Origin of the sequence: Brucella haematophila, from assembly GCF_005938105.1 — a bacterium.
Lineage (GTDB): Bacteria > Pseudomonadota > Alphaproteobacteria > Rhizobiales > Rhizobiaceae > Brucella > Brucella haematophila.
The window spans coordinates 239,598-265,250 of record NZ_VCPE01000006.1 but is presented as its reverse complement, the minus strand read 5'-3'; the positions used below and the strand labels follow the sequence as shown (position 1 = coordinate 265,250).

Genomic DNA, 25,653 nt, shown 5'->3' with positions numbered 1-25,653 from the left:
GCGGTATGATCTGGGTGGTGATCACACCGCGCATTGGTTGGAAGTTTTATGCGGCGCGCTTCAGGGCGTCACGGATGACCGAAACGATCGTGTCGATCTGTTCCTTTTCCACGATCAGCGGTGGCGACAGTGCAATCACATCGCCGGTGACGCGGATCAGCAGGCCCTTCTTGAAGCAATCCACGAAGACGTCATAGGCGCGTGCGCCCGGTGCATCCTTACGCGACGAAAGCTCGATGGCGCCGACCAGACCGAGATTGCGGATGTCGACGACATTCGGCGCATCTTTCAGCGAATGCAGCGCTTCCTGCCAATGATCGGCAAGCTGCGCGCCACGGGTCAGCAGGCCTTCTTCGGCGTAGACTTCCAGTGTTGCAAGGCCAGCGGCACAGGCGACCGGATGGCCGGAATAGGTGTAGCCGTGGAAAAGCTCGATTGCGTTTTCCGGGCCGTTCATCAGGCCGTCATAGACCTTGCGCGCGGCAAAGACAGCGCCCATCGGAATAGCGCCGTTGGTCAGGCCCTTGGCGGTGGTGACGAGGTCTGGAACCACGCCGAAATAGTCGACAGCAAACGGCGTGCCGAGACGACCGAAACCGGTGATGACTTCGTCGAAGATCAGCAGGATGCCGTATTTGTCAGCGGTGGCGCGGATGCGCTCCAGATAGCCCTTCGGCGGCAGGACGACGCCAGCCGAACCGGACATCGGCTCGATGATGACAGCGGCGATCTTTTCAGCGCCGTGCAGCTGAACCAGACGTTCCAGATCATCCGCCAGCTCGATGCCATGTGCAGGCAGGCCTTTCGAGAAGGCATTGCGCTCGATGTCGAGCGTGTGGCGCATATGGTCGGCAGGGATCTGCGGGAAGACGCGGCGATTGTTGACCAGACCGCCAACCGAAATGCCGCCGAAACCAACGCCGTGATAGCCCTTTTCGCGACCCAGCACCATGGTGCGGGTGCCCTGACCGATTGCGCGCTGATAGGCGATGGCGATCTTCAGTGCCGTATCGACCGATTCCGAACCGGAATTGGTGAAGAACACGCGGTCGAGCTGCGCAGCCGGGCCACCCGGCGCGATGGCAGCGAGCTTTTCGGCGAAATCGAATGCAATATTGTGGCCCATCTGGAAGGTGGGCGCGAAGTCCATCGTGGAAATCTGGCGCTCAACGGCTTCGGTAATCCGCTTGCGGCCATGGCCGGCATTGCAGCACCACAGACCAGCCGTCCCGTCGAGAACCTGATGGCCGTCAGTGTCGGTGTAATACATACCCGATGCGCTGGCGAGCAGGCGCGGAGCGGCCTTGAACTGCCGGTTTGCGGTGAACGGCATCCAGAAGTTTTCAAGACTGGGCGCGTTGGTTTTGGTGAGCATGGTAACCTCCTATTTTAAGCCAACAGGACACGCTTTGCGAAGGGCAACAAGCCCTTTTCTTCAAGAGTTTAACCCATTGAAATCATGTGACTTGGAATAAAAAGTTGTGCTATATCGAACATCATAAACAGAAGGGGAATGCCCAATGAGCATCGATATCGGCGGAAGGTTGCGCTATGTGCGCATGCGGCAGAATCTGTCGCAGCGCGAGCTTGCCAAACGGGCTGGTGTGACCAACTCGACCATATCGCTGATCGAGGCCAATCAGTCCAATCCGTCGGTCGGCGCTCTCAAGCGTATTCTCGATGGAATTCCGATCGGCATGGCCGAGTTTTTCGCGCTGGAGCCGGATACGCCGCACAAGGTATTCTATCAGGCGGAAGAGCTGGTGGAAATCGGCAAAGGCCCCATTTCCTACCGGCAGGTGGGCGACCATCTTTTTGCGCGCTCGTTGCAGATATTGAAGGAGCGCTATGAGCCGGGCTCCGACACGGGCAAGGTGCTGCTCATGCATGAGGGCGAGGAGGGCGGCATTGTCATATCGGGACGCATCGAGGTGACAGTCGGCAGCGACCGGCGCATATTGGGGCCGGGAGACGCCTATTATTTTTCCTCAAAACTGCCGCATCGCTTTCGCTGCATCGGGCCGACAGCCTGCGAGGTCGTCAGCGCCTGCACGCCGCCGAGTTTCTAAAGCATTTCCAGCAAAAGTGCGAAGCGGTTTTGCGTTCGGAAATGCGGAGGAAGAAAGTCATTTCCAGCAAAAGTGCGAAGCGCCTACGCGGGGAAATCAGTCCACTGGACTGATTTCTGATCCCGCTTCGATGCGTTCGGAAATGCGGAGAAACACAATGGCGCGCAGGCGGTGTCTTTTTAATTGTAGCGCGAGATGCCGAGATCGTCGGCGCGGATATCCGGCTTGTTGCCGCTGACCAGATCGGCCAGAAGCTTGCCGGAGCCGCAGGACATGGTCCAGCCCAGCGTACCGTGTCCGGCATTGATGAACACATTGTCGTAACGGGTTCCGCCGATGATCGGCGTGGAATCCGGTGTCATCGGGCGCAGACCCGACCAGAAGGTCGCGGCCTTGAGGTCGCCGCCCGGGAACAGATCGCTGACCGACAGGTCAAGCGTTGCACGGCGGGCCGCCGGCAGATCCTTGGTGAAGCCGGACACTTCCGCCATGCCGCCGACGCGGATACGGTCGCCGAGGCGGGTGATGGCGATCTTGTAGCTTTCATCCAGAACCGTCGAGACCGGTGCGCGGGCTTCGTCGATGATCGGTGCCGTGATCGAATAGCCCTTCACCGGATAGATCGGTGCATTGAGGCCAAGCGACTTCACGAGCGCAGGCGTATAGCTTCCGAGCGCGACCACATAACGGTCTGCCGTGAGAATGCCGTCTGACGTTTCCACACCGGAAACGCGACCGCCGGACAGAACCAGCGACTTGATATTCACGCCGAAGCGGAACTTGACGCCCATGCCTTCGGCGATCTTGGCCAGCGCATTGGTGAACTTGAAGCAATCGCCGGTTTCGTCATGGGGCAGGCGCAGGCCGCCGACAAACTTGTCCTTCACGCGAGCCAGAGCCGGTTCAATCTTGGCGCAGTCGTCACGGTCGAGCACTTCGAACGGCACGCCGTCCTGACGCAGCACTTCGATATCCTTGCCGATGCCATCAAGCTGATATTGCTCGCGGAAGAGCTGCAACGTGCCCTGCATGCGCTGGTCATATTCGATGCCGGTATCCTTGCGGAGCTCGACAAGAACATCGCGGCTATATTCCGCCACGCGCACCATACGGGTCTTGTTGACCTTGTAACGGCTGTCCGTGCAGTTGGCGAGCATCTGCATCAGCCAGACATACTGCTTGGGATCGGATGTCGGGCGGATGATGAGCGGCGCATGCTTCTGGAACAGCCACTTTGCCGCTTTCAGCGGAATGCCGGGAGCCGCCCATGGCGAGGCATAGCCGGGCGAAACCTGACCGGCATTGGCGAAGCTGGTTTCCAGCGCCGGACCTTCCTCGCGGTCGATGACCGTCACTTCATGGCCAAGCTTGGCCAGATAGTAAGCCGTTGTGACGCCGATGACGCCGCTGCCGAGTACGGTAATCTGCATGTTCGCCTCTTTTTTGTTATGCATTTTGGCTCGAACGCGCGCTATCCACGTAAATACGGGCATAGCGGTTGCCGAGCGCTGTCAGAATTTCATAAGGGATCGTGTCACATTCGCTCGCCACGTCTTCCAGACGCTGATGCGGGCCGATCAGTTCCACGAGACTGCCAAGCTTGAGTGTGCCTTCCGGCAGAGCGCTGACATCAAGCGTGATGGAATCCATCGAAACGCGCCCGACGATGGGCAGGCGGGTATCGCCATAAAAGGCCGAACCCTTGTTGCTGAGTGCGCGGAACCAGCCATCGGCATAGCCCACTGCAATGGTGGCGATCCGCATGGGGCCTTTGGCGATATAGGTGCCGCCATAACCGATGGCCGCACCCTTTTCCACGTCGCGCACCTGAATGACGCGGGCTGAAAGCGTCAGCACCGGAACGATCCGGTTTTCCGCCTCGTGCTCCGTGGCCGGATCGACGCCATAAAGCGCGACGCCGGGGCGTGCGAGGTCGAAATGATAGGATTTTTCAAGGAAGCTGCCGCCCGAATTCGCAAAGGCGACGGGCAGTTTCGGTAGACGCGCCAGTGCGGCGCGCATGGCGGCAAGCTGGCTCGCATTGGCCGGGTTTGCCGGTTCATCGCCGCTCGCCAGATGGCTGATGATGAACCGCACATCAATGCCGTCGAGCAGCGAAAGATTGTCGGCCAGCCGGTCCAGTTCCTTGGCTGAAAGGCCGAGGCGCGACATGCCGGTATCGACTTGCAGGAGCGCTGGCAGTTTCTTGCCGCTGCTGGCCGCCAGATTGGCCCAGTTTTCAACCTGTTCCAGCGAATTGAGCACCGGCACAATGCCCTCGCGGGCGCAGGCGGCTTCGGTGCCGGGTTGCAGGCCGTTCAGCACGTAAAGCGTCGCATCGGCGTTGAGTGCAGGCCGCAGCGCGATGGCTTCACCCAGATGCGCCACGAAGAAGTCGCGGCAGCCCGCTTCATAAAAGGCGGGTGCAACGCGCTGTGCGCCAAGGCCATAGGCATCGGCCTTGACGACCGCTGCCGCGCGGGTCGGCGCGATATGCCGCGCAACGGCGGAATAATTGTGCCGCAACGCCGCAAGATCGATGGTCAACACGCCGCCAGCGGCGAGATCGCTTTGCTCTTTCGAAAAATGCATCGACATATCAACCATATCCATTGCGCAATTCTTATTGCCCCTTATCCGTCGGATGCGTTGCCGCATCCTAACGGGCATCGAGATATATTAATCGAAGACTATTCGAATGTTTTTGCTATCTGTCGCAGATTATGCGAATTTTGGCACATCCTGCGCACGTTTTAGCTTTTCATTCGAAGAATATGCATGGCGACACTCGACAGTATAGACCGGAACATCATTCGTTGTCTGCGCCGCGACGGGCGCATGACCAACAGCCAGCTTGCCGCCGAAGTGGGGCTGTCCCAGTCCGCCTGTCTGCGAAGGGTGCAGATTTTGGAGGAAGGCGGCGTCATCCGTGGCTATACGGCCATCGTCGGCTCATCGGGCGGTGACGAGCGACTGGTCGCCATTGTGCGCATAACGCTCGACCGGCAGACGGAAGAATATCTCAACCGCTTTGAAGAAGCCGTGCGGCGACACCCGGAAGTGCAGGAATGCTATCTGATGACGGGGGATGCGGATTACATTCTGCGCGTCGAAGCTGAAAACGCTGCGGCTTATGAAATCATTCACAAGGAAATCCTGTCGCGCCTGCCGGGCGTGGCGCGCATCCATTCCAGCTTCGCCATTCGCACGGTGCTGCTCTCGAAAGCGCCGACAGTGCGGGGATAGGGCGCTTGATGTAGCCGCTACGCCTCTCCCTCATCCTGAGCCGGTGCGAAGCACCGAGTCGAAGGACGAGGGCAGGCGTTGTGGCTGTTTTCCCTCGCCCTTCGAGACGCTCTCCTTCGACAGGCTCAGGAGAGGCTCTTCAGGGTGAGGGAAAAGGAAGCGTGGTCGCTTAAAAATTGACCGAATGCAGGACCGATGCGTCGATCGTGTTGATATCGCGCTTGCCGCATAGCGCCATGGTGACGTCGAGTTCCTTGCGGATAATCTCAAGCGCCAGCGAGACGCCTTCCTTGCCCATGGCGCCGAGGCCATAGAGGAAGGGGCGACCGATGAAGACGCCCTGTGCGCCGAGCGCGCGGGCCTTCAGCACGTCCTGACCGGAGCGGATGCCGCCATCGACATGCACTTCGATCTGATCGCCAACGGCGTCGACAATCGGCTTCAGCATGGAAATGGACGAAGGTGCGCCGTCGAGCTGGCGACCGCCATGGTTGGAGACGATGATGGCATCGGCGCCGGTCTTGGCGGCCATCTTCGCGTCTTCAACATCAAGGATACCCTTGAGGATCAGCTTGCCGCCCCATTGTTCCTTGATCCAGGCCACATCGTTCCAGTTCATCTGCGGGTCGAACTGTTCCGCAGTCCAGGAGGAAAGCGAGGACAGGTCGGTCACGTTCTTGGCGTGGCCGGCAATGTTGCGGAAGGTGCGGCGCTGCGTGCCCATCATGCCGAGGCACCAGCCGGGACGGGTCGCCATCTGCCAGATATGCTTCGGGGTGAACTTTGGCGGGGCGGACAGACCGTTGCGGATATCCTTGTGGCGCTGGCCGAGGATTTGCAGGTCGAGCGTCAGCACGAGAGCCGAGCAGCCTGCGGCCTTGGCGCGGCCAATCAGATTCTTCACAAAGTCGCGGTCCTTCATCACATAAAGCTGGAACCAGAACGGCTTCTTCGTCACCGAGGCAACATCCTCGATGGAGCAGATGCTCATCGTGGAGAGCGTGAAGGGCACGCCGAAAGCCTCAGCAGCCTGTGCGGCCAGCATTTCGCCATCGGCGTGCTGCATGCCGGTGAGACCGGTCGGTGCAAGTGCGACCGGCATGGCCACATCCTGACCGATCATGGTCGTTGCGAGCGAACGGTTGGTCATGTCGACCAGCACGCGCTGACGCAGCTTGATCTTCTTGAAGTCATCTTCGTTGGCACGATAGGTCGACTCAGTCCAAGCGCCCGAATCCGCATAATCGAAAAACATTTTCGGGACGCGGCGCTGGGCGAGCCGCTTCAGATCGGCGATTTCAACGATGTTGGACATTACTCTTGCCCCTTGTGGTAAGTTTTCTTGACCACTCGCATGAAGGATCGCGCGACTGAAATCAAGTGCGAAGCTACAAAACACCGACATCAACTGGTCGTCAATTGAAGGGCGGGGCTATTTTGCTTATGCTAATGGTCTCCATAATACGTTCGCAGTGGAACAAGGATTGAGACATGAGCAAGGATGGCAAGGGTTCCAAAACCGGCTTTATTGGCAAAAGCTCAAGTGCTGCCGGTGGCTGGGGGGCTCTGAAAAGCTGCGGCAAGCAGCTTCTGGCCAGCGGTGCGCCGCTGACGGGCGCCCGTGCCTTGCTCAAGGCCAATCAGCCTGATGGTTTCGACTGTCCCGGTTGCGCGTGGGGTGACCCGGAACATGGCTCGTCCTTCGAATTCTGCGAAAACGGCGTCAAGGCGGTGGCCTGGGAGGCGACCGACCGGCGCACCACGCCCGCTTTCTTCCGGGACCATACGGTTTCGCAATTGCGCAAATGGACCGATTACGATCTGGAAAATACCGGCCGTCTGACACATCCGCTCCGCTATAATGCGGCGACCGATAAATATGAGGCGGTTGAATGGGATGTGGCGCTGGAGCGCATCGGCGCGCTTCTGCGTGCGTTCGATCATCCCAACCGGGTTGAGTTCTACACGTCAGGCCGCGCCTCCAATGAGGCTGCCTTTCTCTATCAGCTTTTCGTGCGTGCCTATGGCACCAATAATTTCCCCGATTGCTCCAACATGTGCCACGAAGCCAGCGGTGTGGCGCTGAAACAATCGGTCGGTGTCGGCAAAGGCACGGTGCTGCTTGAGGATTTCGAGCAGGCCGATGCGATTTTCGTCGTCGGGCAAAACCCCGGCACCAATCATCCGCGTATGCTGGGCGATCTGCGTCGTGCTGCCGAACGCGGCGCGCGCATCGCGGTGTTCAATCCAATTCGCGAGCGCGGGCTGGAGCGTTTTGCCGATCCGCAGAACAAGCTCGAAATGCTGCATGGCGGCAGCGAAGCGATTGCCAGCGATTATTTCCAGCCGCGTCTGGGCGGTGATCTGGCAGCGTTTCGCGGCATGGCGAAGGCGGTATTCGCGGCGGATGACGCGGCGCTCGCCGCAGGTGAGCCGTCCATTCTGGCCCGGGATTTTCTGAGCGCCCATACCGCCGAACTCGAAGCCTATCGCGCCGCCGTGGATGCGACGACGTGGGAGGAGATCGAAGATCAGTCCGGGCTGTTGCGGCAGTCTCTGGAGCGGGCCGCGCAGATCTATATGGATGCCGAGCGCGTTATCTGCACCTGGGCCATGGGTGTGACCCAGCATCGCCATTCGGTGATCACCATTCGCGAGATCACCAATTTCATGCTGTTGCGCGGCAATATCGGCAGGCCTGGCGCTGGCCTGTGCCCGGTGCGCGGCCATTCCAATGTGCAGGGCGACCGCACGGTTGGCATTAACGAAAATCCGCCGCGCGCATTTCTCGATGCGCTGGAAAAGGAATTCGGTTTCGATGTGCCGCGTGAGCCGGGCCATAATGTCATCGGTGCCATTGGCGCCATGCTGGACGGCACGGCACAGGCCTTTATCGGCCTCGGCGGCAATTTTGCCCGCGCGACGCCGGACAGCCCGATCATTGCGAAAGCGCTGTCGAGCCAGCGTCTGACCGTGCATATCGCAACCAAGCTCAACCATTCGCATCTGGTGCCGGGGCAGGATTCGTTCATTCTGCCATGTCTCGGGCGCACCGAAATCGACCTGAATTCCAAGGGCGTGGCCCAGATCGTCACGGTCGAGGATTCCATGAGCATGGTGCATGGATCGGGCGGCATCAATTCGCCAGCCTCGCCGCATCTGCGGTCGGAAGTGGCAATCATTGCGGGCATGGCCAATGCGACGCTCGGCCCCAAGCCTGTCAACTGGCTGGAAATGGCCGACGATTACGACCTGATCCGCAACCGCATTGCGCGGGTGCTGCCCGATTTCTACGATTTCAACAAGCGTGTGCGCGTGCCGCGTGGTTTCCATCTGCGCAACACGGCGCGTGAACTGGAATGGAATACGACAAACGGCAAGGCTACGTTCTGGACCGGCGCGCTGCCGGAAGCCATCGAGCACCAGCAGGCGCGCGGGCGACCGGGGCGTTATGTGTTGCAGACCTTCCGCAGCCACGACCAGTACAACACGACCATCTACGGCATGGATGACCGCTATCGCGGCGTCTATGGCGAGCGGCAGGTCGTGTTCATGAATCCGCTCGATATGGCGGATATCGGTGTCGAGGCGGGCGACCGCGCCGATATTGTCGGCGACTTCGTCGACGGTCTGGAACGGGTCGCGCGTGACTTCCGCTTCGTGCCCTATGACATTCCGCGCGGCTGTATCGCTGGCTATTATCCGGAGATGAATGTGCTTGTGCCGATTGGCAGCTCCGGCGACGAGAGCTTTACGCCGACCTCCAAATCGGTGATCGTTTCGTTCCGTCCGGTACAGCCCGTCGCCGCTTGATGGATCAAGCCGCCGCCGACTATATGGCGCTCGTCGAAAAGCTGGCCGGCCATGCACAGGACCTGTCTTCGCTTGGCGCAGGCATTGTTGCCGCGCTGGCGTTGGGCGTCGCGTCCGACAGCCGGAGTTTCGCACGGGTGCTGGGTGTTGCGCATGCACTGGTGCTGCGCGAGGTGAACCTGCTTGGCGCAGACGGCGGCTATATCGTGATCACGCAGCGCGATCCGCGTACCCAGCGCACGCGCTATGAACTTAGCCCCGCCGGTGGCCAGCTGGTCGATAAATTATAGAACCAATCCGCTTCCAATTTGAATAGTCTCTTGGCTGCGTAACGCCGGGCGTAGCCCTGTTGTGTCCAAGAGCTGGCAAAAATCGTCAGCTGCAACGGGCGCTTGCGTATTTCATAAAAACATCACTTGCTATTGGTTCTATATAGGTTCTATCATGCTGGTCATGAATAGAACCACCTTGATCACTTCCATTGAAGAACGCGGCCTGCATGATCCGCAGCGGACGGGGCCGCTTTATCGCAATCTGGCGCGTATTCTCGGTGAACTGATTGAAGAGGGAAAGCTGGCCCCTGCGGTTGGTCTGCCGCCAGAGCGTGATCTGGCCGAGGAGCTTGGGCTTGGGCGCATCACGGTGCGCAATGCCTATAAGGAATTGCTGGCGCAAGGCGCGGTTGAATCCCGGCGCGGCAGCGGTACATTTGTTGCAGAGCGCCCAGCGCGCATCAGCCAGCATCTGTGGCGGCTGACATCGTTTTCTGAAGACATGCTTTCGCGTGGCAAGGAGCCGGGCGCGCGCGTGGTGACGAACCGTATCGACAAACCATCGCCAGACGAAGCCTTCCGGCTGGGCGTCGGCGTGGATACGTCCATTGTGCGGCTCGACCGTTTGCGCCTCGCCGATGGCGTGCCGATGGCTTTTGAGCGCGCTGTGGTGCCGCGCCATTATCTGGATACAGATCGTGTCGATGAAGCGTCGCTTTATGGCGCGCTGGCGCGGCGTGGTTACAAGCCGGTGCGCGCCTTGCAGCGGCTGACTGCCGTTACGCTTGATCCCGGCACGGCGCGTCTTCTCGGCGTGCATCGCGGCGCTCCGGCGCTTCTGATTGAACGCATCTCGCATCTCGATGACGACCGTATCGTCGAATACACCCGCTCGCATTATCGCGCCGACGCCTATGACTTCGTCGCTGAACTGAAAATTGGAGAATGATCATGGTGAACCAACCATCCCTCATGTTGCAGGAAACCGAGCAATCGCCTGCGGTGGTTGCAACGCTTCTGGAAAAGGAAGCCGGTACGCTGGCCGAGATCGCAAAGATTTTCGCGAAGAATGAACCGGCGGTCATCACGACGGCGGCGCGCGGTTCTTCTGATCATGCGGCGACATTCTTCAAATATCTGATGGAAATCACCATGGGCATTCCGGTCGCCTCGATCGGGCCTTCGGTTGCTTCCGTCTACGGCTCGAAGCTGAAGCTTGCCGGCGGCGTGCATTTCACCGTTTCGCAGTCTGGCGCCAGCCCCGACATCGTGGCGGCACAGGCGGCTGCCAAAAAGGGCGGTGCGACGACGATTGCCGTGGTCAATGTGGTGGACAGCCCGCTCGGCAAAGAGGCGGATCTGGTTCTTGCGCTGAATGCAGGCGAGGAAAAGAGCGTCGCGGCCACAAAGTCTTTCATTGCCGCCGTTGCAGCCCTTTCGGGCGTGGTGGCTGCCGCCAGCGGCGATGCCGATGTGCGCGCCGGTTTGCAGCGTCTGCCGGAAGCGCTTGCCGCAACCCGCCCGGATGGGCGCGAAGCGGTCGAGACCCTTCTGTTCAATGCGCGCTCGCTTTATACGGGCGGTCGCGGCACGGCCTATGCCATTGCGCTGGAAGCTGCCCTGAAGGCCAAGGAAACCGCCAATATCCACGCGGAGGCTTTCTCACTGGCCGAGCTGATGCATGGTCCGATGCGACTGGTCGAGGAGGGGTTCCCGATCCTCTCCTTCCTGCCGCGCGATGAGGCTTTCGACACCAATATTCAGGCTCTGAAGCGGCTGCATTCCTTTGGCGCGAGCATTGTGACGCTGTCCGATGCCGAAACGCCGGGCTTCCGCCTGCCATCGGCCAGCACGGGCAGCCCGCATCTTGATCCGCTGGTCTCGCTCATCAATTACTACCGCGTCATTGAAGCGGTGACGCGCCGCAAGGGTTTTGACCCCGACAAGCCGCGCAATCTCAACAAGGTCACGGTGACGGTATGACGAAAAAATCAGCAATCGCCGGTGCGCGGATTTTCGACGGCGAGCGGTTTCACGACCAGTCCGCCCTTGTTTTCAGCGAGGGCAAGGTTGAAGCCATTGTGCCGGAAGCAGCCCTTGGCGAGGCCCATCAGGTCGAGCGCCTGAAGGGCGGCGTCATTGCGCCGGGTTTCATCGATGCACAGGTGAATGGCGGCGGCGGGCGTATGCTCAATGATCAGCCGACGCCGGAGACCATGTTCGTGATTGCCGAAGGTCACCGTAAATACGGCACGACCAGCCTGCTGCCGACGCTTATTACCGACACCATGCTTGTGCGTGATCGCGCCATTGAGGCCGCAGTCGAAGCAGTGAAGGCTGACAAGGGCGTCGCGGGCCTGCATCTTGAAGGACCGCATCTGGCACCTGCGCGCAAGGGCGCGCATCTGGCCGAGCTGATGCGCCCGGTCGATGACGCTGATATCGCTCTCTACATCCACACGGCGGAGCAGATTGGCACATTGCTTGTAACCGTCGCTGCCGAACAGGTCACGCCCGAACAGGTGCGCCGTTTGAGTGATGCCGGTGTTGTAGTCAGTATTGGCCACAGCGACACGACGGCGGAAGAAGCCTTCAAGCGCTTTGACGCGGGTGCGCGCAGCGTGACCCATCTCTTCAACGCCATGAGCCAGATCGGCCATCGCGCGCCGGGTCTTGCCGGGGCGGCGCTCGATCATCCGGATATCTGGTGCGGGATCGTTGCCGATGGTCATCATGTCGATCCGATGGCGCTGCGTCTGGCGCTACGCGCCAAGCGCGGCGACGCCCATCTGTTCTTCGTGACGGATGCGATGTCGCTGGTTGGCTCCAATGCGACAAGTTTCGAAATCAATGGTCGTGCCGTGCAGCGCGTGCCGGGCGGCATCTGCCCCAAGCTGATCCTGTCCGATGGCACCATTGCCGGTTCCGACCTCGATATGGCCTCGGCGGTGCGCTTCGGCGTGGCCGAACTGGAGCTGACGCTGGCCGAAGCCCTGCGCATGGCGAGCCTTTATCCGGCACGGTATTTGCGGCTTGCAGATCGCGGATTGCTGCGTCCGGGCATGCGCATGGATGCGGTGCATCTTGATGACGGGTTGTTTGCGAAGACAACCTGGCGCTCCGGCGTGAAACAGGCAGCCGGGTGAGGGGAAAGCAGATGACAGCCATTACAGACCGCTATTTCAACGATCTGATCGCCCGTCTGACGAGCCTGCGTGACCACCTGGCCGGGCCGATGGAAAAGGCAGCCGACCTGATTGCCGCCGCCGCGCGCGCTGACCGTCGGGTCTATGTGTTCGGCACCGGCCATTCCCACATGATGGCGGAAGAGCTGCATTATCGCGCCGGTGGTCTGGCGATCACCGTGCCGATCCTCTGCGGCGCGATCATGTTGCAGGATGGCGCAGTTGCCAGCTCGCATTTCGAGCGGATCGACGGCGCGGTGCTGCCGATCCTCGATCGCTATGGCATTCGGGAGGGCGACGTGTTGATCGTCGTTTCCAATTCCGGCGTCAATGCCGCGCCAATCGAAGCGGCACGCTATGCCCGCGAGAAGGGGGCGGCGGTGATTGCAGTCACTTCCGTCACCTATTCCAGCGCGATTGCCAAGGGACGCACGCAACTGCTTTCGCTCGCCGATGTTGTTCTCGACAATGATGCGCCTGCGGGCGATGCCGTGCTGGAAGTGGAAGGCAGCGCCCTGAAGGTGGGACCGGTTTCCACCGCGCTTGGCGTGACGATCCTGAATGCGATCTTTGCCGATGTCGCGTCCCGCCTCGTGGATGATGGCGCCGCTCCGGTCTATCTCAGCGCCAATATGCCGGGCTCCGGTGACGTGAACCGGGAACTGGTCGCGCGGTATAGGGATCGCAATCCGCATCTTTGATCAAATAAGAGCAATCTTTCTTCCAAAGTTGCTTGATAGCGCAATCCGGTCAGTGCATTACGCATTCTGGCATGGCGGAGACCGCATCGTGAACTAGTTTCAAGGCGCGCGCTTTGGCTTGCGCCTTCGAAAACTGAGGAAGTCCGATGCATAATTTTGTCCTGACCGTCACCTGCAAGTCCACCCGCGGTATCGTTGCTGCAATTTCGGGTTATCTTGCGGCCAAGGGTTGCAACATCATTGATAGCGCCCAGTTCGACGATCTCGATACGGGTCGTTTCTTCATGCGCGTCAGTTTCATTTCGGAAGAAGGCGTAGCGCTCGAGACCCTGAGCGAAGGCTTCCAGCCCGTCGCAGCGCCGTTTGAAATGGATTTCGATTTCCACGACAACGCCAAGCGCACCAAGACGCTTTTGATGGTCTCGCGCTTTGGCCATTGCCTCAACGATCTGCTCTATCGCTGGAAGATCGGCGCGTTGCCGATCGATATTGTCGGCGTCGTGTCGAACCACTTCGATTACCAGAAGGTCGTGGTGAACCACGACATTCCGTTCCATCACGTAGCCGTCACCAAGGCCAACAAGCCCGAAGCCGAACAGCGTCTGATGGATATCGTCAACGATACCGGCACAGAGCTGGTCGTTCTGGCGCGCTATATGCAGGTTCTTTCCGACCAGCTTTGCAAGCAGATGTCTGGCAAGATCATCAATATCCACCACTCCTTCCTGCCGTCTTTCAAGGGCGCAAACCCTTACAAGCAGGCCTATGAGCGTGGCGTGAAGCTGATCGGCGCGACGGCGCATTACGTCACCGCCGATCTCGACGAAGGTCCGATTATCGAGCAGGACGTGGCGCGCATCACGCACGCGCAGAGCGCTGCCGATTATGTTTCCATCGGTCGCGATGTCGAGGCGCAGGTGCTGGCGCGTGCGGTCCACGCGCATATCCACCACCGTTCATTCCTCAACGGCAACCGCACCGTGGTCTTCCCAGCAAGCCCTGGATCCTTCGCCTCGGAACGCATGGGCTGATATTGCCATTGGATAAATATAAAAGGCGGCTCATTGAGTCGCCTTTTTGCTATCTGATAATTGATCATGAATTGTTGGAATAGATTGAGAGGGATAATAATATAAAAGGTAAATTGTAAAAATTATTTGGAGTGGGATTATGAAAAAATATTTTCTATTTTTCTTCGCAATGCTTTCGTTCAATGTTGTCAGTCATGCGTATGCGGGGGATGACAAATTGAAAGACGGCGACTTTGTTTCCACGCAGAGCGAGTGTGAATCGAAGTGTGATGGACAATGCTTGCAGACAAGCAATCACTGGATGTGCTCCGGTTTCCCTAAGTAGCGAGCGGTTACACCGAACTCTTCGACATTCGGGCGAAGTCCCGGAGTGAAACGTGCAGATATAAAAAAACCCCGCCGGAGCGGGGTTTTCTTTTGACCTTTTTCAAGATCAGTCGATGTCGAAGGAAACGCCCTGTGCGAGCGGCAGAGCCTTCGAATAGTTGATGGTGTTGGTTGCGCGGCGCATATAGCCCTTCCACGCATCCGAACCGGATTCGCGACCGCCGCCGGTTTCCTTTTCGCCGCCGAATGCACCGCCGATTTCGGCGCCCGAAGTGCCGATATTGACGTTGGCGATGCCGCAATCCGAACCTTCAGCCGAGAGGAAGCGTTCTGCTTCCTGCAGGTTCAGCGTGAAGATCGAGGACGACAGGCCTGCGCCAACTTCGTTATGGCTCGCTAGAACGTCGTCGAAGTCGGAATACTTCATCACATAAAGGATCGGAGCGAAGGTTTCTTCGAGAACCGGGCCTTCCTGCTTCGGCATTTCGACGATGGCCGGACGCACATAGTAAGCGTTTTCATGGCCGGTATCGACGCGCTCGCCACCCTGAACCTTACCGCCGTGAGCGGAAGCTTCCTTGAGGGCCTTCTGCATGTTGTCGAAGGCAACCTTGTCGATCAACGGACCGACCAGAGCAGTGGTTTCAAGCGGCGAGCCGACGGAAACGCTGGCATAGGCCTTCTGCAGGCGCGGGACGAGAGCGTCATAAACGCTTTCATGAACGAACAGGCGACGCAGCGTCGTGCAGCGCTGGCCAGCGGTGCCCATGGCGCCGAAAGCAATTGCGCGCAGCGCCATGTCGAGATCGGCCGACGGGCAGACGATACCGGCATTGTTGCCGCCGAGTTCGAGGATCGCGCGAGCGAAACGCTTGGCAAGACGCGGACCAACTTCGCGGCCCATGCGGGTCGAGCCGGTGGCCGAGAGAACCGGAACCTTCGGGCTGTCCACGAGGACTTCGCCGATTTCGCGGTCGCCGAGCAGTACCTGCGAGAGGCCTTCCGGTGCATCGCCGAAGCGCTTGAGGGCGCGCTGGAAGATCGCATCGCAGGCGAGAGCCGTGAGGAGGGTCTTTTCAGACGGCTTCCAGACAACCGAGTTGCCGCAAACGATGGCGAGAGCCGCGTTCCACGACCAGACGGCCACAGGGAAGTTGAAGGCGGAGATGACGCCGACAACGCCGAGCGGATGCCAGGTTTCCATCATGCGATGGCCGGCGCGTTCGGTTGCAATCGTCAAGCCGTAGAGCTGGCGCGACAGACCGACAGCGAAATCGCAGATGTCGATCATTTCCTGCACTTCGCCGAGGCCTTCCGAAGTGATCTTGCCAGCTTCGATCGAAACGAGGCGGCCGAGATCTTCCTTGGAAGCGCGCAGTTCTTCGCCCAGAAGACGGATCAGTTCGCCGCGCTTCGGTGCCGGAACGTTGCGCCAGGCGCGAAAGGCTTCATCGCCCTTGTCGATGATCTTGGCAGCGTCGTCCTTGCTGTGGGTCTTGACGGATGCGATCTGCTCGCCCGAGACCGGGCTGAAACCAGCAAGGTCGCCTGCGGTGTAAACGGCAGCGTCAACACCGAGCTTGGCGAGAAGCTCTGCGGCTTCCTTCTTCACGTCGACTTTTCTGACAGCGGTGTTCATAGCTTTCCTCTCTATGTCTTAACTTTACTCTGCCGCTTCAAGGCCGCCGAGGCGGGCCTGTACGGCTTCGATGGATTCACGTTCGATACGGGCGTAATGCTCGAATTCGTTGAGAACCTTGGCGCCAAGGTCTTCTTCAAAGCGCTTCTGGTTCGGGCTTTCCACGAATTCCTGCGTGTCGTCATCGCCCAGATTGGACTGGAATATACCGGCAGCGCTGACCGGCAGGAAGTCTTCATAGGTCAGCGGGTCGAACTGAACCGCGCCAGCGGCTACAAGAAGCTCGATATCGGTGTTCGGCTTGAAGCTTGCAAGCTTTGCGGCATCCTTGACCGAATAGGCGAAGTAGCCGAGGCCTGCTTCACGAATGCCAGCCCATGTGTCCGGGAAAGCCGCGAAAGTGTCGCTCAGCGCCTTAACGTAAGCGCCTGCATTGGAGCCATCCGGGGCCGGACGGGCAATGGCGCGGGTGTCGTTGAGAAGCTTGTCGTAAAGGCCGCGACCCTTTGGCGTCAGCGCAATGCCGCGCTGTTCAATTTCACCGAAACGGGCGGTGTGCGAGCCGGGGGTCCACTGACCGTCGCCGCCGATAAAAGAGACTTCTTCTTCCAGCGCCTTGAACGAGGTCTGGCGCAGAAGGATCAGGCACTTGCGGGTCGGCGGGCCTTCGACAACAGCCTTCGGATTGATGCCGCGTTCCGGCATCTGGTCCTGCACGGCGTCGATGTCGAGCGTGCGCGGCGTCAGATGGTTGATGTGCGGGCCCTTGAACGAAACAACGTCGGCAATCAGGCGATGCGCATCATGCAGGCGATGATAAAGCGCAGTCGAGACATTGGCGTGATCGTGCCAGCGGAAGGTTTCCAGCACTTCAGCCACGAAAGCCTTGGCGTCGGCATCATTGAGGCCGCCTTCGGCTTCTGCCTTCTCGACGAGCACTACCGCGCCCGCGGTGAAGATGTTGCGCTTGGCCAGAACGTCTTCAGACTCTGCCCGCAGCTTCTCGTCGGCGATGAGATCGAGCCGCAAAAGCGAGGTGAAGACGCGGAACGGATTGTGCTTCAGCGCGGCATCGTCAATCGGACGAAAAGCGGTGGAGTGAACGGGAACGCCAGCGGCGCTCAGATCATAATAGCCGACCGGGAACATGCCCATGACCGCGAAGACGCGGCGCATCATGGAAAGTTCAGCAGCGGTGCCGAGGCGAATAGCGCCATGACGCTCTTCGGAAATACGCTCCAGCGAGTCGGTTTCCGTCAGGCGTTCGTGCAGATGGCTATCGTCCGCCAGAACCTTGGCGTTCACATCTGCGACGAGTTCCATCAGGGTGCCGTAGGCAGGCACTTCTTGCTTGTACATGCCGGACATCGCAGCCGAAAAGGCGGAGCGAATGGCGTCTGGCGATACGAATTTCTGCGCGTTCATGGCGTATGCTTCCGTAGAACTTGGATCGTCTTTGTAGGGGTCATATTCTGCATTGCGAAAACATGACGGGATTATGATGAAAATGTATCATATCAGCCGCTTTCCGGTTATGATTGCGCCGAAAGCAACTATGTTAATGCGAGATTGGAATGAAGCTAAGCAGGAGACTGATTCCGGACATCGCCACTTTGCAAGCCTTTGAATGTGCTGCACGGCATGGCAGCTTCACCCAGGCGGCCAATGAACTCAATCTCACCCAGAGCGCCGTCAGCCGTCAGATCAAGGATCTGGAAAGCCAGCTCGGCGTGCTTCTGTTCGAGCGTATCCGCCAGCGCATTCTCCTGTCCGATGCGGGGCGCAAGTTTCTGCCGGAAGTCCGGCGTCTTCTCAACCAGACCGAAGATACGATGTTGCGCGCCATGGCTTCGGCGCAGTCCACATCGTCGTTCAGCGTCGCAACTCTGCCGACATTCGGCACGCGCTGGCTGATGCCGCGCATCCCCGATTTTGTCGAGAAACATCCGGGCATTGCCATCAATGTGGCATCGCGTTCGGGCGTTTTTGATTTCGAGGAACAGCCGCACGATCTTGCCATTCACTATGGGCAGCCGGTCTGGGCGCACGCAACCTGCACTTTTCTGTGCAGCGAGGTGATTGTGCCCGTCGCAAGCCCGCGCCTGCTGGAAGCGCGCCACCCGGCCGCGCCGGAAGATCTTGAAAGCGAGCCGCTTCTGCATCTGGCGACACGTCCGAAAATGTGGGCGCAATGGTTTGAAAGCTGCGGCGTCGAGGGGCAGTCAGCCTATCGGGGGCACCGTTTCGACCAGTTCTCGATGGTGATCGGGGCGGCTCTGGCCGGTCTCGGCTTTGCGCTTCTGCCGCTTTATCTGATCGAGCAGGAGCTGCGCGATGGCGATCTGGTGCTGCTTTTCGAAAAGCCCATGCGCACGGAGAATGACTATTATCTCGTTGTGCCGGAAGGAAAACTGGAGAATCCGCTGACCCAGGTGTTCTGCCAGTGGATCGCCGGGCAGGTGGGCAATACGGACTATTCGGCACTGGTTCATTCCAAACCGGAATGAATTGTTGCGCAATTAGCGCTGTCCATCCGGCTTTCGCGGCGTGAAATAGATACAGTCGGGCGGATAGCCCGTTTTCCAGTATATGAAATGGTTGCTCTCAATGTTGAACGATCCGCGCTCTCATGGTCTTTGGGAAAAGACCGCTCCGGCTGCTCCGAAGACCACGTCGCTGCAAGGCGACCTGACGGCGGACGTGGTGATTGTGGGCGGCGGTTTCTCCGGTCTTTCCACGGCTTTGCATCTGGCGGAAAAGGGCGTGAAGGCGATCGTCCTTGAAGGCATTGAGATCGGCTTTGGCGGTTCGGGGCGCAATGTCGGTCTGGTCAATGCCGGCATGTGGGTGATGCCCGATGATCTGCCGGGTGTTCTCGGCGAAAAATACGGTGCGCGTCTGCTCGATGTTCTGGGCAATGGCCCGAAGCTGGTTTTCGAAATCATCGAGAAAAACAAGATTGCCTGCGAAGTCGAAAAGCAGGGCACGCTGCATTGCGCCGTTGGCGCGAAAGGCCTGAAGGAACTGGAAGACCGCTGTGAGCAATGGGCGCGTCGTGGCGCCAATGTGAAACTGCTCGACGCCAGGGAAACCGAAGCCAAGGTCGGCACCAAGGCCTATGCGGGTTCGCTGCTAGATCTGCGTGCTGGTACGATCCAGCCGCTGGCCTATGTGCGCGGTCTGGCCCATGCGGCAGTTGGCGCAGGCGCACAGATTTTCACCGGCAGCCCGGTGGTCGGTGCTGAAGAAAAGAACGGCAAGTGGACTGTCAAAACCGCCAAGGGTTCGGTCACGGCGGACTGGGTGGTCGTTGCCACCAATGCCTACACCAATGCGCCATGGGCCGAAGTCCGCGCCGAACTGGTGCATCTGCCTTATTTCAACTTTGCAACCACGCCGCTCTCCGACAATCTGAAGAAGAGCATTCTGCCGGAACGGCAGGGCGCGTGGGACACGAAGGAAGTTCTGTCGTCCTTCCGTTTCGACCAGCAGGGCCGTCTGGTGTTCGGCAGCGTCGGCGCCCTGCGCAATACAGGTGCTTCCGTGCACAAGGCCTGGGCGAAGAAGTCGCTCAAGCGCCTGTTCCCGCAGATAGGCAATGTCGAGTTCGAAGCGGAATGGTATGGCAAAATCGGCATGACTAATGACAGCCTGCCGAAGTTCCATCGTCTGGCGCGCAATGTGGTCGGCTTCTCCGGCTATAATGGTCGTGGCATTGTGCCGGGCACCGTGTTTGGCAAGATCCTGTCGCAGCTCGTTTCGGGCGAAATCAAGGAAGACGATCTGCCGCTGCCGGTCAGCGATCCGAAGGCGCAGAATTTCCGTGGTGTTCGTGAAGCCTATTACGAAGCGGGCGCGCAGATCGCCCATGTGGCGGAAATGGTAATCTGATTTTTTTGCACCCCTGCGGCTTGTCATAAAACCGCAGCGCAAATCCTCTATTGCGATGCGCATCGTCTCCAGATTGGAGGGATGCGGATCGCTGATAGGCAAAAACATTCAATGCCTTATAAGCCTTCCGATGGACGTGATTCCGCCGGAAGGCTTTTTGCTTTCCAAGCATTTCCAGCAAAAGTGCGAAGCGGTTTTGCGTCGGATAATGCGTAAAGACAAATAACTGGAGCGGTTCCACCGCTTCGAATTTACGACGCAGGATGTTTGACAGGTGCAGCATGAATGGAAATGATCGTGCCTATCGCCATAACAGTATCTGCGCGCTATCAGTTCGCACGCGGCAGGGCTGCGCTGGCATTGCCGGCCATGCTGGCGAGCATTACACCGAAATTCGAGGAGCAAACCCCATGAACAAGATGCTGAAGCGGGCCGTCGCCGTACCTGCGCTTCTTGCTCTATCCATCGCTGTGGCACAGGCCGACACGCTGACGCTTTATACCTCGCAGCCCGAAGCGGATGCGACCAAAACCGTCGAGGCTTTCCGCAAGGCCAATCCGGGAACGGAAGTGCAGATTTTCCGCTCTGGCACCAGCGAACTCCTCACCAAGCTTGCCGCTGAATTTTCCGCCGGTGCGCCACAGCCAGACGTGCTGCTGATCGCCGATGCGGTGACCATGGAAGGCCTGAAGAAGGACAAGCGTCTGCTCGCCTATCCTGAAGCGAAGGTCGATGGTTTTGCCGCCGACGCCTATGATGCCGACAAGACCTATTTCGGCTCCAAGCTGATCACCACCGGCATTGCCTATAATACCGGCGCATCGCAGAAGCCGGAACATTGGGCCGATCTCGCCAAGGCTGATTATAAGGGCCAGGTGGTCATGCCGAGCCCGCTTTATTCGGGCGCAGCAGCTTACCTGCTGAGCGGTTTTGCGCTCAACAAGGATCTGGGCTGGGATTACTTCAAGAATCTCAAGACCAATGAGCTGGCAAGCGTGAAGGGCAACGGCGCTGTGCTGAAGTCTGTTGCCAGCGGTGAAAAGCCTTATGGCATCCTCGTCGACTTCATGGCGCTCAACGCCAAGGCCAAGGGCTCGCCGGTCGAGTTCGTGTTCCCGTCGGAAGGCGTGCCTGCCGTGACCGAGCCGGTCGCCATCATGGCCACTGCCAAGAATGTCGATGGCGCCAAGAAGTTCGTTGACTTCATCCTCTCTGACGACGGCCAGAAGCTGGCGCTGGATCAGGGCTATCTGCCTGCCAAGGAAGGCGTTGGCCGTCCTGCCTGGCTGCCGGAAGGCACCAAGATCAACATCATGTCTATCGACACCCAGAAGGTTCTCGATCAGACTGATGCCGACAAGAAGCAGTTCTCCGAGCTGTTTGGCGGATAAGGCATTTCGATGCGTATCATGAAAGACCTTCAGGGCCGCGATGCGGCCCTGATTGTTGGCGTAACACTGATCGTGGCGGTTCTGTCGCTTCTGCCGATGGGCAGGCTGCTGGTGGAGCTTGTTGCGCCGCAGGGGCAGTTTTCAACATCGGTTCTGGTTGAGACGCTGGGCAGCCAGTCGACATGGGTTGCGACATGGCATTCCCTGCAAATCGGCATTGGCGGCACGCTGCTGGCACTTGCCTTCGGCATTGCCGCGGCCTTGCTGGTCGGCCTCACCAATATGCGCGGCCGCAATGTCTTCGTGCTGTTCTATGTAACGCCGTTGTTGATCGCACCGCAGGTAACGGCGCTGGCCTGGCTCCAGCTGTTCGGGCCATCGAGCCAGTTTCTGAAACTCCTCGGCATGGCTCCGCCACTTGGCAGTCGCAATCCGCTCTATTCCGTCTGGGGCATTATCTTTCTGCTCGGCGTGCAATATGGGCCGCTGGTTTTTCTCATCGTGCGGGCGGGCCTGCGCAAGCTGCCGCGTGAACTGGTCGAGGCCGGTTTGAGCGCAGGTGCGAGCAAATGGACTGTGCTGCGCACCATCATATTGCCGCTGATGACGCCATCGATCATCGGCGCTGCCGCTCTGGCCTTTGTTTCCTGTGTCGGCAATTTCGGCATTCCGGCTTTTCTCGGTATTCCATCGAATTATCTCGTCCTGCCGACGCTGATTTATCAACGCCTTGCCGGTGGCGGTCCATCGGTCCTGTCGAGCGTTGCCGTGCTGTCGGTGCTGATCGGGCTGATCGCCATGGCGGGCATTGCAGCGCAGGATTATGCATCGCGCAGGCGCGATTTCCGCATCGTTTCCACATCCTTGCCCGCAGCCCCTTTCGCGCTCGGCCCCTGGCGTCTTCTGGCGGAAGTTGTGGCATGGCTGATGATTGTCGTTGTACTCGCACTGCCATTGATCGGGTTGACGCTTTCGGCGCTGGTCCCGGCCTATGGCGTGCCGCTGACTTTCGCCACCGCGACATTTGAAAATTTCCGCTTCGTGCTCATGGAACATGGCGGCGCGGCGCGCGCCTTCGGCAACAGCATCCTGCTGTCGCTGATCGCAGCACTCTTCGCTGTTCTCATCGCCGTGCCGCTTGCCTATATGCTGGCCTGGCGCAAGCGGCGCTGGACCCCGGTGCTCAATTTTGCCGCCGAGCTGCCTTATGCTCTTCCCGGCGTCGTGCTGGCGATTGCCTGTCTGTTGCTGTTCCTGAAACCGCTGCCTGTGATCGGCGTCAGCCTGTACAATACACTCTGGATCATCCTGTTTGCCTATCTCGCGCGCTTCTTCGTGCTGGCGCTGCGGCCAACGGTTGCCGGTCTGCACCAGATTGACCGTGCGATGGAGGAGGCGGCACGCGTTGCAGGTGCGGGGCTTTTCTATCGGCTGCGCACGATTATATTTCCTCTTGTCGCACCGGCGACGCTTGCAGGCGGCGTGCTCATTTTCATGACCGCGTTTTGCGAGCTGACGGTTTCTGCGCTTCTCTGGGCGTCGGGATCGGAAACGCTGGGTGTGGTGATGTTTTCTTTCGAACAGGCGGGTGATTCCGCCTATGCGGCTGCCCTATCCATTGTGGCCGTTGCGGTGACATTCATGCTGATGCTTGCAACAAATCTGTTTGCGCGGCGTCTTCCAAACGGAGTCCTGCCATGGCGCGACTGAAGATCGACCAGGTATCCAAGACGTTCAACGGGTTTCAGGCTCTGTCCGGCGTGACACTGGATGTGAATGACGGCGAGTTCGTTGCCATTCTTGGACCTTCCGGCTGCGGCAAGACCACGCTTCTGCGCATGATTGCGGGCTTCGAGGAAGTTGATGGCGGTGAAATTAACATCGGCGACAAACGCGTCTCACATGCAGGCGGCAACGTGCCGCCAGAAAAGCGGCAGGTCGGCATCGTCTTCCAGAATTATGCGCTCTGGCCGCATATGACCGTGGCGGAAAATGTTGGCTACAGTCTGCGCGTGGCCAAGGTCGCCAGGGCCGAGCGGGAGCGCCGGGTGAGGGAAGCGCTTGCGCTGGTCGATCTCGACGGTTTCGGTGACCGCCGTCCCGCCAACCTCTCCGGCGGACAACGCCAGCGCGTGGCGCTCGCCCGCTGTCTGGTGGCGGCACCCTCGCTGGTGCTGTTTGATGAGCCGCTGGCCAATCTCGACGTGCATCTGCGCGCCTCGATGGAAGACGAGTTCGCCGCGTTCCACAAGCGCACCGGCACCACGATCATCTACATCACCCATGATCAGGCGGAAGCCATGGCGCTTGCCGATCGCATCGCGGTGCTCGATCATGGCAAGCTTCAGCAATTTGATACGCCGCGAAAGCTCTATGAAGAACCCGCCAGTGAAATGGTGGCCTCCTTCATTGCCCATGGCATGGTTCTGCCTGCCGAAGTGGTGTCTTTTGCGCAAGCGGGACATTGCGAAGCGCTGGTGTTGGGCAGCCGCGCGCAGGTGCGCTGTTCAGGCATCGAAATGCCGCGCGCCAATGCGCAGCTTTGCGTGCGGGCTGCCGATCTGAAACTCACCGAAACCGGCGGAATTCCGGTCCGCGTGAAGCGCTCCGTCTATCGCGGCGGTGGTTCGCGTATTGAGGCCGAAGTCATCACCAGGCCGGAAATTGCGCTGCATTTTGAAGTGCGTGATCCCATCCGGCTGGACGAAGGCGACGAGGTGCGCATCGCCATTTGCGGCGGCTGGATCATCCCGACCGAAGATATGCCCGTGCGCAAGGTGTCGACGGGCTTTCCGATCGGCAACAAGATCTGACGCTAACCAAAACGCGCAAGTCTTCTTGTGAGAAATGGTGTCTCCATATAAGCTTCAGCTAATGTTTTCGCTGGAGGGGAGATGGCGGCAGCGCGTTTTTCCAATATTGATGGCCTGCGTGCGATAGCCGCAACATCAGTTGTGTTTCATCACTTCTTCGCCGATATACTGCATCACGCGACCTATAAGGACACGCCGCTATTCGGCATATTGATGTCCTTGGTCACAAGCTTCGACTTTGGCCGTTTCGGCGTTGTTCTGTTCTTTCTGATCAGCGGTTTTGTGGTGCCGTTCAGTATCAGGAGCGGCAATAAGGGCGAGCATCCGATCCGGCGTTTTGCCATAGGGCGCTTCTTCCGCCTCTACCCGGCTTTCTGGCTGTCTCTGGCTTTCATGTGGGCCTATCTGACGTTTACGGGTGACAGTCCGGAATTGAAAACACTGGCCGCCAACGTGACCATGGCGGCAAATATGTTCGGCCAGCCGTGGCTGTCGGGCGTTTATTGGACGCTCTTTATCGAGCTTGCCTTCTATGTCCTGATCGCACTGGCTTTCATGGCGGGCGTTTTGCGTCAGCCGCTGATGATCTTCGCTGCCGGGCTGCTGCTGGCGGCTTCCACCGGCGTGCCGTTCATGCTGCGCTCGTTCGGCATCAACTTGCCGGTGATCTATATCGGGCTGCATTTGTCGTTTCTGTTTTGTGGTCTGCTCTTGCGTCTCGCCGTTATCGAAAAGGCGCCGCACGCGGTCTGGACCGCGCTGGTGCTGGTGGTCGTGCAGATGAGCATTATCGGTTCGATTGGTGATTTCTCGCTGGCCCGGAACGACACATTCTTCATCGTCGGCAAGTTTCCGGTCATTGCCGCCTATATCGCGGCCTATGCGGTTTTTCTGCTGTCACTCTGGACCATGCGACCGAAATCCGAAGTTTTGGCCGCGACGGGCGAAATCAGCTATTCAATCTATCTCTTTCACGTGCCGGTGTTCTGGACGATCTTTCTGTTCCTGCCGCCGACCGGCTTGTGGAGCGACCTGATAACGATGGTGCTCTGCGTGGTGGCTGCCTTTGCCGTTTCCAGCCTGACCTATCGTTTTGTTGAAAAGCCGATGATCGCCTTTGGCCGACGGTTGGCCGGGCAGGCAAAACGCCCGGTGCCGCAGGTACAAAACTAGAGCATTTCCAGCAAAAGTGCGTAGCGGTTTTGCGTAGGATAATGCGTAGAAACAAATAGATAAGCGCATCACGAAAAGTGTGAAACGGCCTTCACGTGGGTG

The 25,653-nt window shown here is 59.1% G+C and carries 22 protein-coding genes; 16 read left to right on the top strand and 6 right to left on the bottom strand.

All coding sequences use genetic code 11. From position 1 onward, the window contains the following. Positions 1 to 46 precede the first annotated feature (46 nt). Complete coding sequence (locus tag FGI60_RS12340) at positions 47 to 1,375, bottom strand: aspartate aminotransferase family protein (protein ID WP_138785418.1); 1,329 nt, start codon at positions 1,373 to 1,375, stop codon at positions 47 to 49. A 145-nt stretch (positions 1,376 to 1,520) separates the two neighbouring features. On the opposite strand from FGI60_RS12340, the gene FGI60_RS12335 reads away from it, so the two are divergent. After that, the gene (locus tag FGI60_RS12335) at positions 1,521 to 2,069 is read left to right on the top strand and encodes a cupin domain-containing protein (RefSeq protein ID WP_078338831.1); all 549 of its coding nucleotides are present in this window, start codon (positions 1,521 to 1,523) and stop codon (positions 2,067 to 2,069) included. A 179-nt stretch (positions 2,070 to 2,248) separates the two neighbouring features. Here FGI60_RS12335 and FGI60_RS12330 read toward each other — a convergent pair whose 3' ends face one another. Together FGI60_RS12330 and alr are read right to left on the bottom strand one after the other, a co-directional pair. Next, positions 2,249 to 3,499: a D-amino acid dehydrogenase gene (locus FGI60_RS12330; protein WP_138785417.1), complete on the bottom strand. Its 1,251-nt coding sequence runs from the start codon at positions 3,497 to 3,499 to the stop codon at positions 2,249 to 2,251. Positions 3,500 to 3,515: 16 nt separating this feature from the next. After that, positions 3,516 to 4,676: an alanine racemase gene (alr, locus tag FGI60_RS12325; RefSeq protein ID WP_138785456.1), complete on the bottom strand. Its 1,161-nt coding sequence runs from the start codon at positions 4,674 to 4,676 to the stop codon at positions 3,516 to 3,518. A 171-nt stretch (positions 4,677 to 4,847) separates the two neighbouring features. Between alr and FGI60_RS12320 the strand changes: the two genes are divergently transcribed. Continuing rightward, positions 4,848 to 5,315 (top strand): Lrp/AsnC family transcriptional regulator, encoded by a 468-nt coding sequence (locus FGI60_RS12320; protein ID WP_138785416.1) that lies wholly within the window; start codon positions 4,848 to 4,850, stop codon positions 5,313 to 5,315. 169 nt (positions 5,316 to 5,484) lie between these two features. Here the strand turns inward: FGI60_RS12320 and FGI60_RS12315 are convergent, their stop codons facing one another. Then, positions 5,485 to 6,630: an alpha-hydroxy acid oxidase gene (locus FGI60_RS12315; protein WP_078338829.1), complete on the bottom strand. Its 1,146-nt coding sequence runs from the start codon at positions 6,628 to 6,630 to the stop codon at positions 5,485 to 5,487. A gap of 176 nt (positions 6,631 to 6,806) precedes the next feature. On the opposite strand from FGI60_RS12315, the gene FGI60_RS12310 reads away from it, so the two are divergent. From FGI60_RS12310 to purU, 7 genes are all read left to right on the top strand, one after another. Beyond that, on the top strand, positions 6,807 to 9,128 hold the full coding sequence (locus FGI60_RS12310; protein WP_138785415.1) for an FdhF/YdeP family oxidoreductase: 2,322 nt from the start codon (positions 6,807 to 6,809) through the stop codon (positions 9,126 to 9,128). After that, on the top strand, positions 9,125 to 9,418 hold the full coding sequence (locus FGI60_RS12305; RefSeq protein ID WP_138785414.1) for a hypothetical protein: 294 nt from the start codon (positions 9,125 to 9,127) through the stop codon (positions 9,416 to 9,418). Before FGI60_RS12310 ends, FGI60_RS12305 begins: the two co-directional genes overlap by 4 nt. A 163-nt stretch (positions 9,419 to 9,581) precedes the next feature. Beyond that, positions 9,582 to 10,349 carry a GntR family transcriptional regulator gene (locus FGI60_RS12300; RefSeq protein ID WP_078338879.1) on the top strand — a complete coding sequence of 256 codons (768 nt, stop codon included), beginning with the start codon at positions 9,582 to 9,584 and terminating at the stop codon, positions 10,347 to 10,349. A gap of 5 nt (positions 10,350 to 10,354) precedes the next feature. Further along, complete coding sequence (locus tag FGI60_RS12295; RefSeq protein ID WP_171058763.1) at positions 10,355 to 11,383, top strand: SIS domain-containing protein; 1,029 nt, start codon at positions 10,355 to 10,357, stop codon at positions 11,381 to 11,383. Beyond that, complete coding sequence (nagA, locus tag FGI60_RS12290) at positions 11,380 to 12,546, top strand: N-acetylglucosamine-6-phosphate deacetylase (protein WP_138785412.1); 1,167 nt, start codon at positions 11,380 to 11,382, stop codon at positions 12,544 to 12,546. The genes FGI60_RS12295 and nagA overlap by 4 nt, the downstream gene beginning before the upstream one ends. Positions 12,547 to 12,557: 11 nt before the next feature. Beyond that, positions 12,558 to 13,286 (top strand): SIS domain-containing protein, encoded by a 729-nt coding sequence (locus FGI60_RS12285; RefSeq protein ID WP_138785411.1) that lies wholly within the window; start codon positions 12,558 to 12,560, stop codon positions 13,284 to 13,286. Positions 13,287 to 13,432: 146 nt separating this feature from the next. Next, positions 13,433 to 14,317 carry a formyltetrahydrofolate deformylase gene (gene purU, locus FGI60_RS12280; protein WP_078338824.1) on the top strand — a complete coding sequence of 295 codons (885 nt, stop codon included), beginning with the start codon at positions 13,433 to 13,435 and terminating at the stop codon, positions 14,315 to 14,317. Between the two features lie 433 nt (positions 14,318 to 14,750). On the opposite strand, the gene amaB is transcribed toward purU, so the two are convergent. Beyond that, the gene (gene amaB, locus FGI60_RS12275) at positions 14,751 to 16,283 is read right to left on the bottom strand and encodes an L-piperidine-6-carboxylate dehydrogenase (RefSeq protein ID WP_138785410.1); all 1,533 of its coding nucleotides are present in this window, start codon (positions 16,281 to 16,283) and stop codon (positions 14,751 to 14,753) included. A 24-nt stretch (positions 16,284 to 16,307) separates the two neighbouring features. Beyond that, positions 16,308 to 17,708, bottom strand: a complete 1,401-nt coding sequence (gene hglS, locus FGI60_RS12270; RefSeq protein WP_138785409.1) for a 2-oxoadipate dioxygenase/decarboxylase HglS — start codon at positions 17,706 to 17,708, stop codon at positions 16,308 to 16,310. A gap of 149 nt (positions 17,709 to 17,857) precedes the next feature. Between hglS and FGI60_RS12265 the strand changes: the two genes are divergently transcribed. From FGI60_RS12265 to FGI60_RS12235, 7 genes are all read left to right on the top strand, one after another. Beyond that, the gene (locus FGI60_RS12265) at positions 17,858 to 18,790 is read left to right on the top strand and encodes a LysR family transcriptional regulator (RefSeq protein ID WP_113533836.1); all 933 of its coding nucleotides are present in this window, start codon (positions 17,858 to 17,860) and stop codon (positions 18,788 to 18,790) included. A gap of 100 nt (positions 18,791 to 18,890) precedes the next feature. Then, positions 18,891 to 20,174, top strand: a complete 1,284-nt coding sequence (locus FGI60_RS12260) for an NAD(P)/FAD-dependent oxidoreductase (RefSeq protein WP_138785408.1) — start codon at positions 18,891 to 18,893, stop codon at positions 20,172 to 20,174. A gap of 285 nt (positions 20,175 to 20,459) precedes the next feature. Beyond that, positions 20,460 to 20,588, top strand: a complete 129-nt coding sequence (locus FGI60_RS26665) for a hypothetical protein (RefSeq protein ID WP_268898820.1) — start codon at positions 20,460 to 20,462, stop codon at positions 20,586 to 20,588. Next, complete coding sequence (locus FGI60_RS12250) at positions 20,585 to 21,565, top strand: ABC transporter substrate-binding protein (protein ID WP_138785406.1); 981 nt, start codon at positions 20,585 to 20,587, stop codon at positions 21,563 to 21,565. Before FGI60_RS26665 ends, FGI60_RS12250 begins: the two co-directional genes overlap by 4 nt. Positions 21,566 to 21,574: 9 nt before the next feature. Continuing rightward, positions 21,575 to 23,275 carry an ABC transporter permease gene (locus FGI60_RS12245; protein ID WP_078338819.1) on the top strand — a complete coding sequence of 567 codons (1,701 nt, stop codon included), beginning with the start codon at positions 21,575 to 21,577 and terminating at the stop codon, positions 23,273 to 23,275. Further along, positions 23,263 to 24,378, top strand: a complete 1,116-nt coding sequence (locus FGI60_RS12240; RefSeq protein WP_138785405.1) for an ABC transporter ATP-binding protein — start codon at positions 23,263 to 23,265, stop codon at positions 24,376 to 24,378. Before FGI60_RS12245 ends, FGI60_RS12240 begins: the two co-directional genes overlap by 13 nt. An 81-nt stretch (positions 24,379 to 24,459) precedes the next feature. Further along, positions 24,460 to 25,551, top strand: a complete 1,092-nt coding sequence (locus FGI60_RS12235; protein WP_138785404.1) for an acyltransferase family protein — start codon at positions 24,460 to 24,462, stop codon at positions 25,549 to 25,551. Positions 25,552 to 25,653 lie beyond the last annotated feature (102 nt).

Bases quoted from the DNA above. Each gene is read 5' to 3' on its own strand.
- FGI60_RS12340 (WP_138785418.1), bottom strand. From the start codon at position 1,375: ATGCTCACCAAAACCAACGCGCCCAGTCTTGAAAACTTCTGGATGCCG.
- FGI60_RS12335 (WP_078338831.1), top strand. From the start codon at position 1,521: ATGAGCATCGATATCGGCGGAAGGTTGCGCTATGTGCGCATGCGGCAG.
- FGI60_RS12330 (WP_138785417.1), bottom strand. From the start codon at position 3,499: ATGCAGATTACCGTACTCGGCAGCGGCGTCATCGGCGTCACAACGGCT.
- alr (WP_138785456.1), bottom strand. From the start codon at position 4,676: ATGGTTGATATGTCGATGCATTTTTCGAAAGAGCAAAGCGATCTCGCC.
- FGI60_RS12320 (WP_138785416.1), top strand. From the start codon at position 4,848: ATGGCGACACTCGACAGTATAGACCGGAACATCATTCGTTGTCTGCGC.
- FGI60_RS12315 (WP_078338829.1), bottom strand. From the start codon at position 6,630: ATGTCCAACATCGTTGAAATCGCCGATCTGAAGCGGCTCGCCCAGCGC.
- FGI60_RS12310 (WP_138785415.1), top strand. From the start codon at position 6,807: ATGAGCAAGGATGGCAAGGGTTCCAAAACCGGCTTTATTGGCAAAAGC.
- FGI60_RS12300 (WP_078338879.1), top strand. From the start codon at position 9,582: ATGAATAGAACCACCTTGATCACTTCCATTGAAGAACGCGGCCTGCAT.
- nagA (WP_138785412.1), top strand. From the start codon at position 11,380: ATGACGAAAAAATCAGCAATCGCCGGTGCGCGGATTTTCGACGGCGAG.
- FGI60_RS12285 (WP_138785411.1), top strand. From the start codon at position 12,558: ATGACAGCCATTACAGACCGCTATTTCAACGATCTGATCGCCCGTCTG.
- purU (WP_078338824.1), top strand. From the start codon at position 13,433: ATGCATAATTTTGTCCTGACCGTCACCTGCAAGTCCACCCGCGGTATC.
- amaB (WP_138785410.1), bottom strand. From the start codon at position 16,283: ATGAACACCGCTGTCAGAAAAGTCGACGTGAAGAAGGAAGCCGCAGAG.
- hglS (WP_138785409.1), bottom strand. From the start codon at position 17,708: ATGAACGCGCAGAAATTCGTATCGCCAGACGCCATTCGCTCCGCCTTT.
- FGI60_RS12265 (WP_113533836.1), top strand. From the start codon at position 17,858: ATGAAGCTAAGCAGGAGACTGATTCCGGACATCGCCACTTTGCAAGCC.
- FGI60_RS12260 (WP_138785408.1), top strand. From the start codon at position 18,891: ATGTTGAACGATCCGCGCTCTCATGGTCTTTGGGAAAAGACCGCTCCG.
- FGI60_RS26665 (WP_268898820.1), top strand. From the start codon at position 20,460: ATGGAAATGATCGTGCCTATCGCCATAACAGTATCTGCGCGCTATCAG.
- FGI60_RS12250 (WP_138785406.1), top strand. From the start codon at position 20,585: ATGAACAAGATGCTGAAGCGGGCCGTCGCCGTACCTGCGCTTCTTGCT.
- FGI60_RS12245 (WP_078338819.1), top strand. From the start codon at position 21,575: ATGCGTATCATGAAAGACCTTCAGGGCCGCGATGCGGCCCTGATTGTT.
- FGI60_RS12240 (WP_138785405.1), top strand. From the start codon at position 23,263: ATGGCGCGACTGAAGATCGACCAGGTATCCAAGACGTTCAACGGGTTT.
- FGI60_RS12235 (WP_138785404.1), top strand. From the start codon at position 24,460: ATGGCGGCAGCGCGTTTTTCCAATATTGATGGCCTGCGTGCGATAGCC.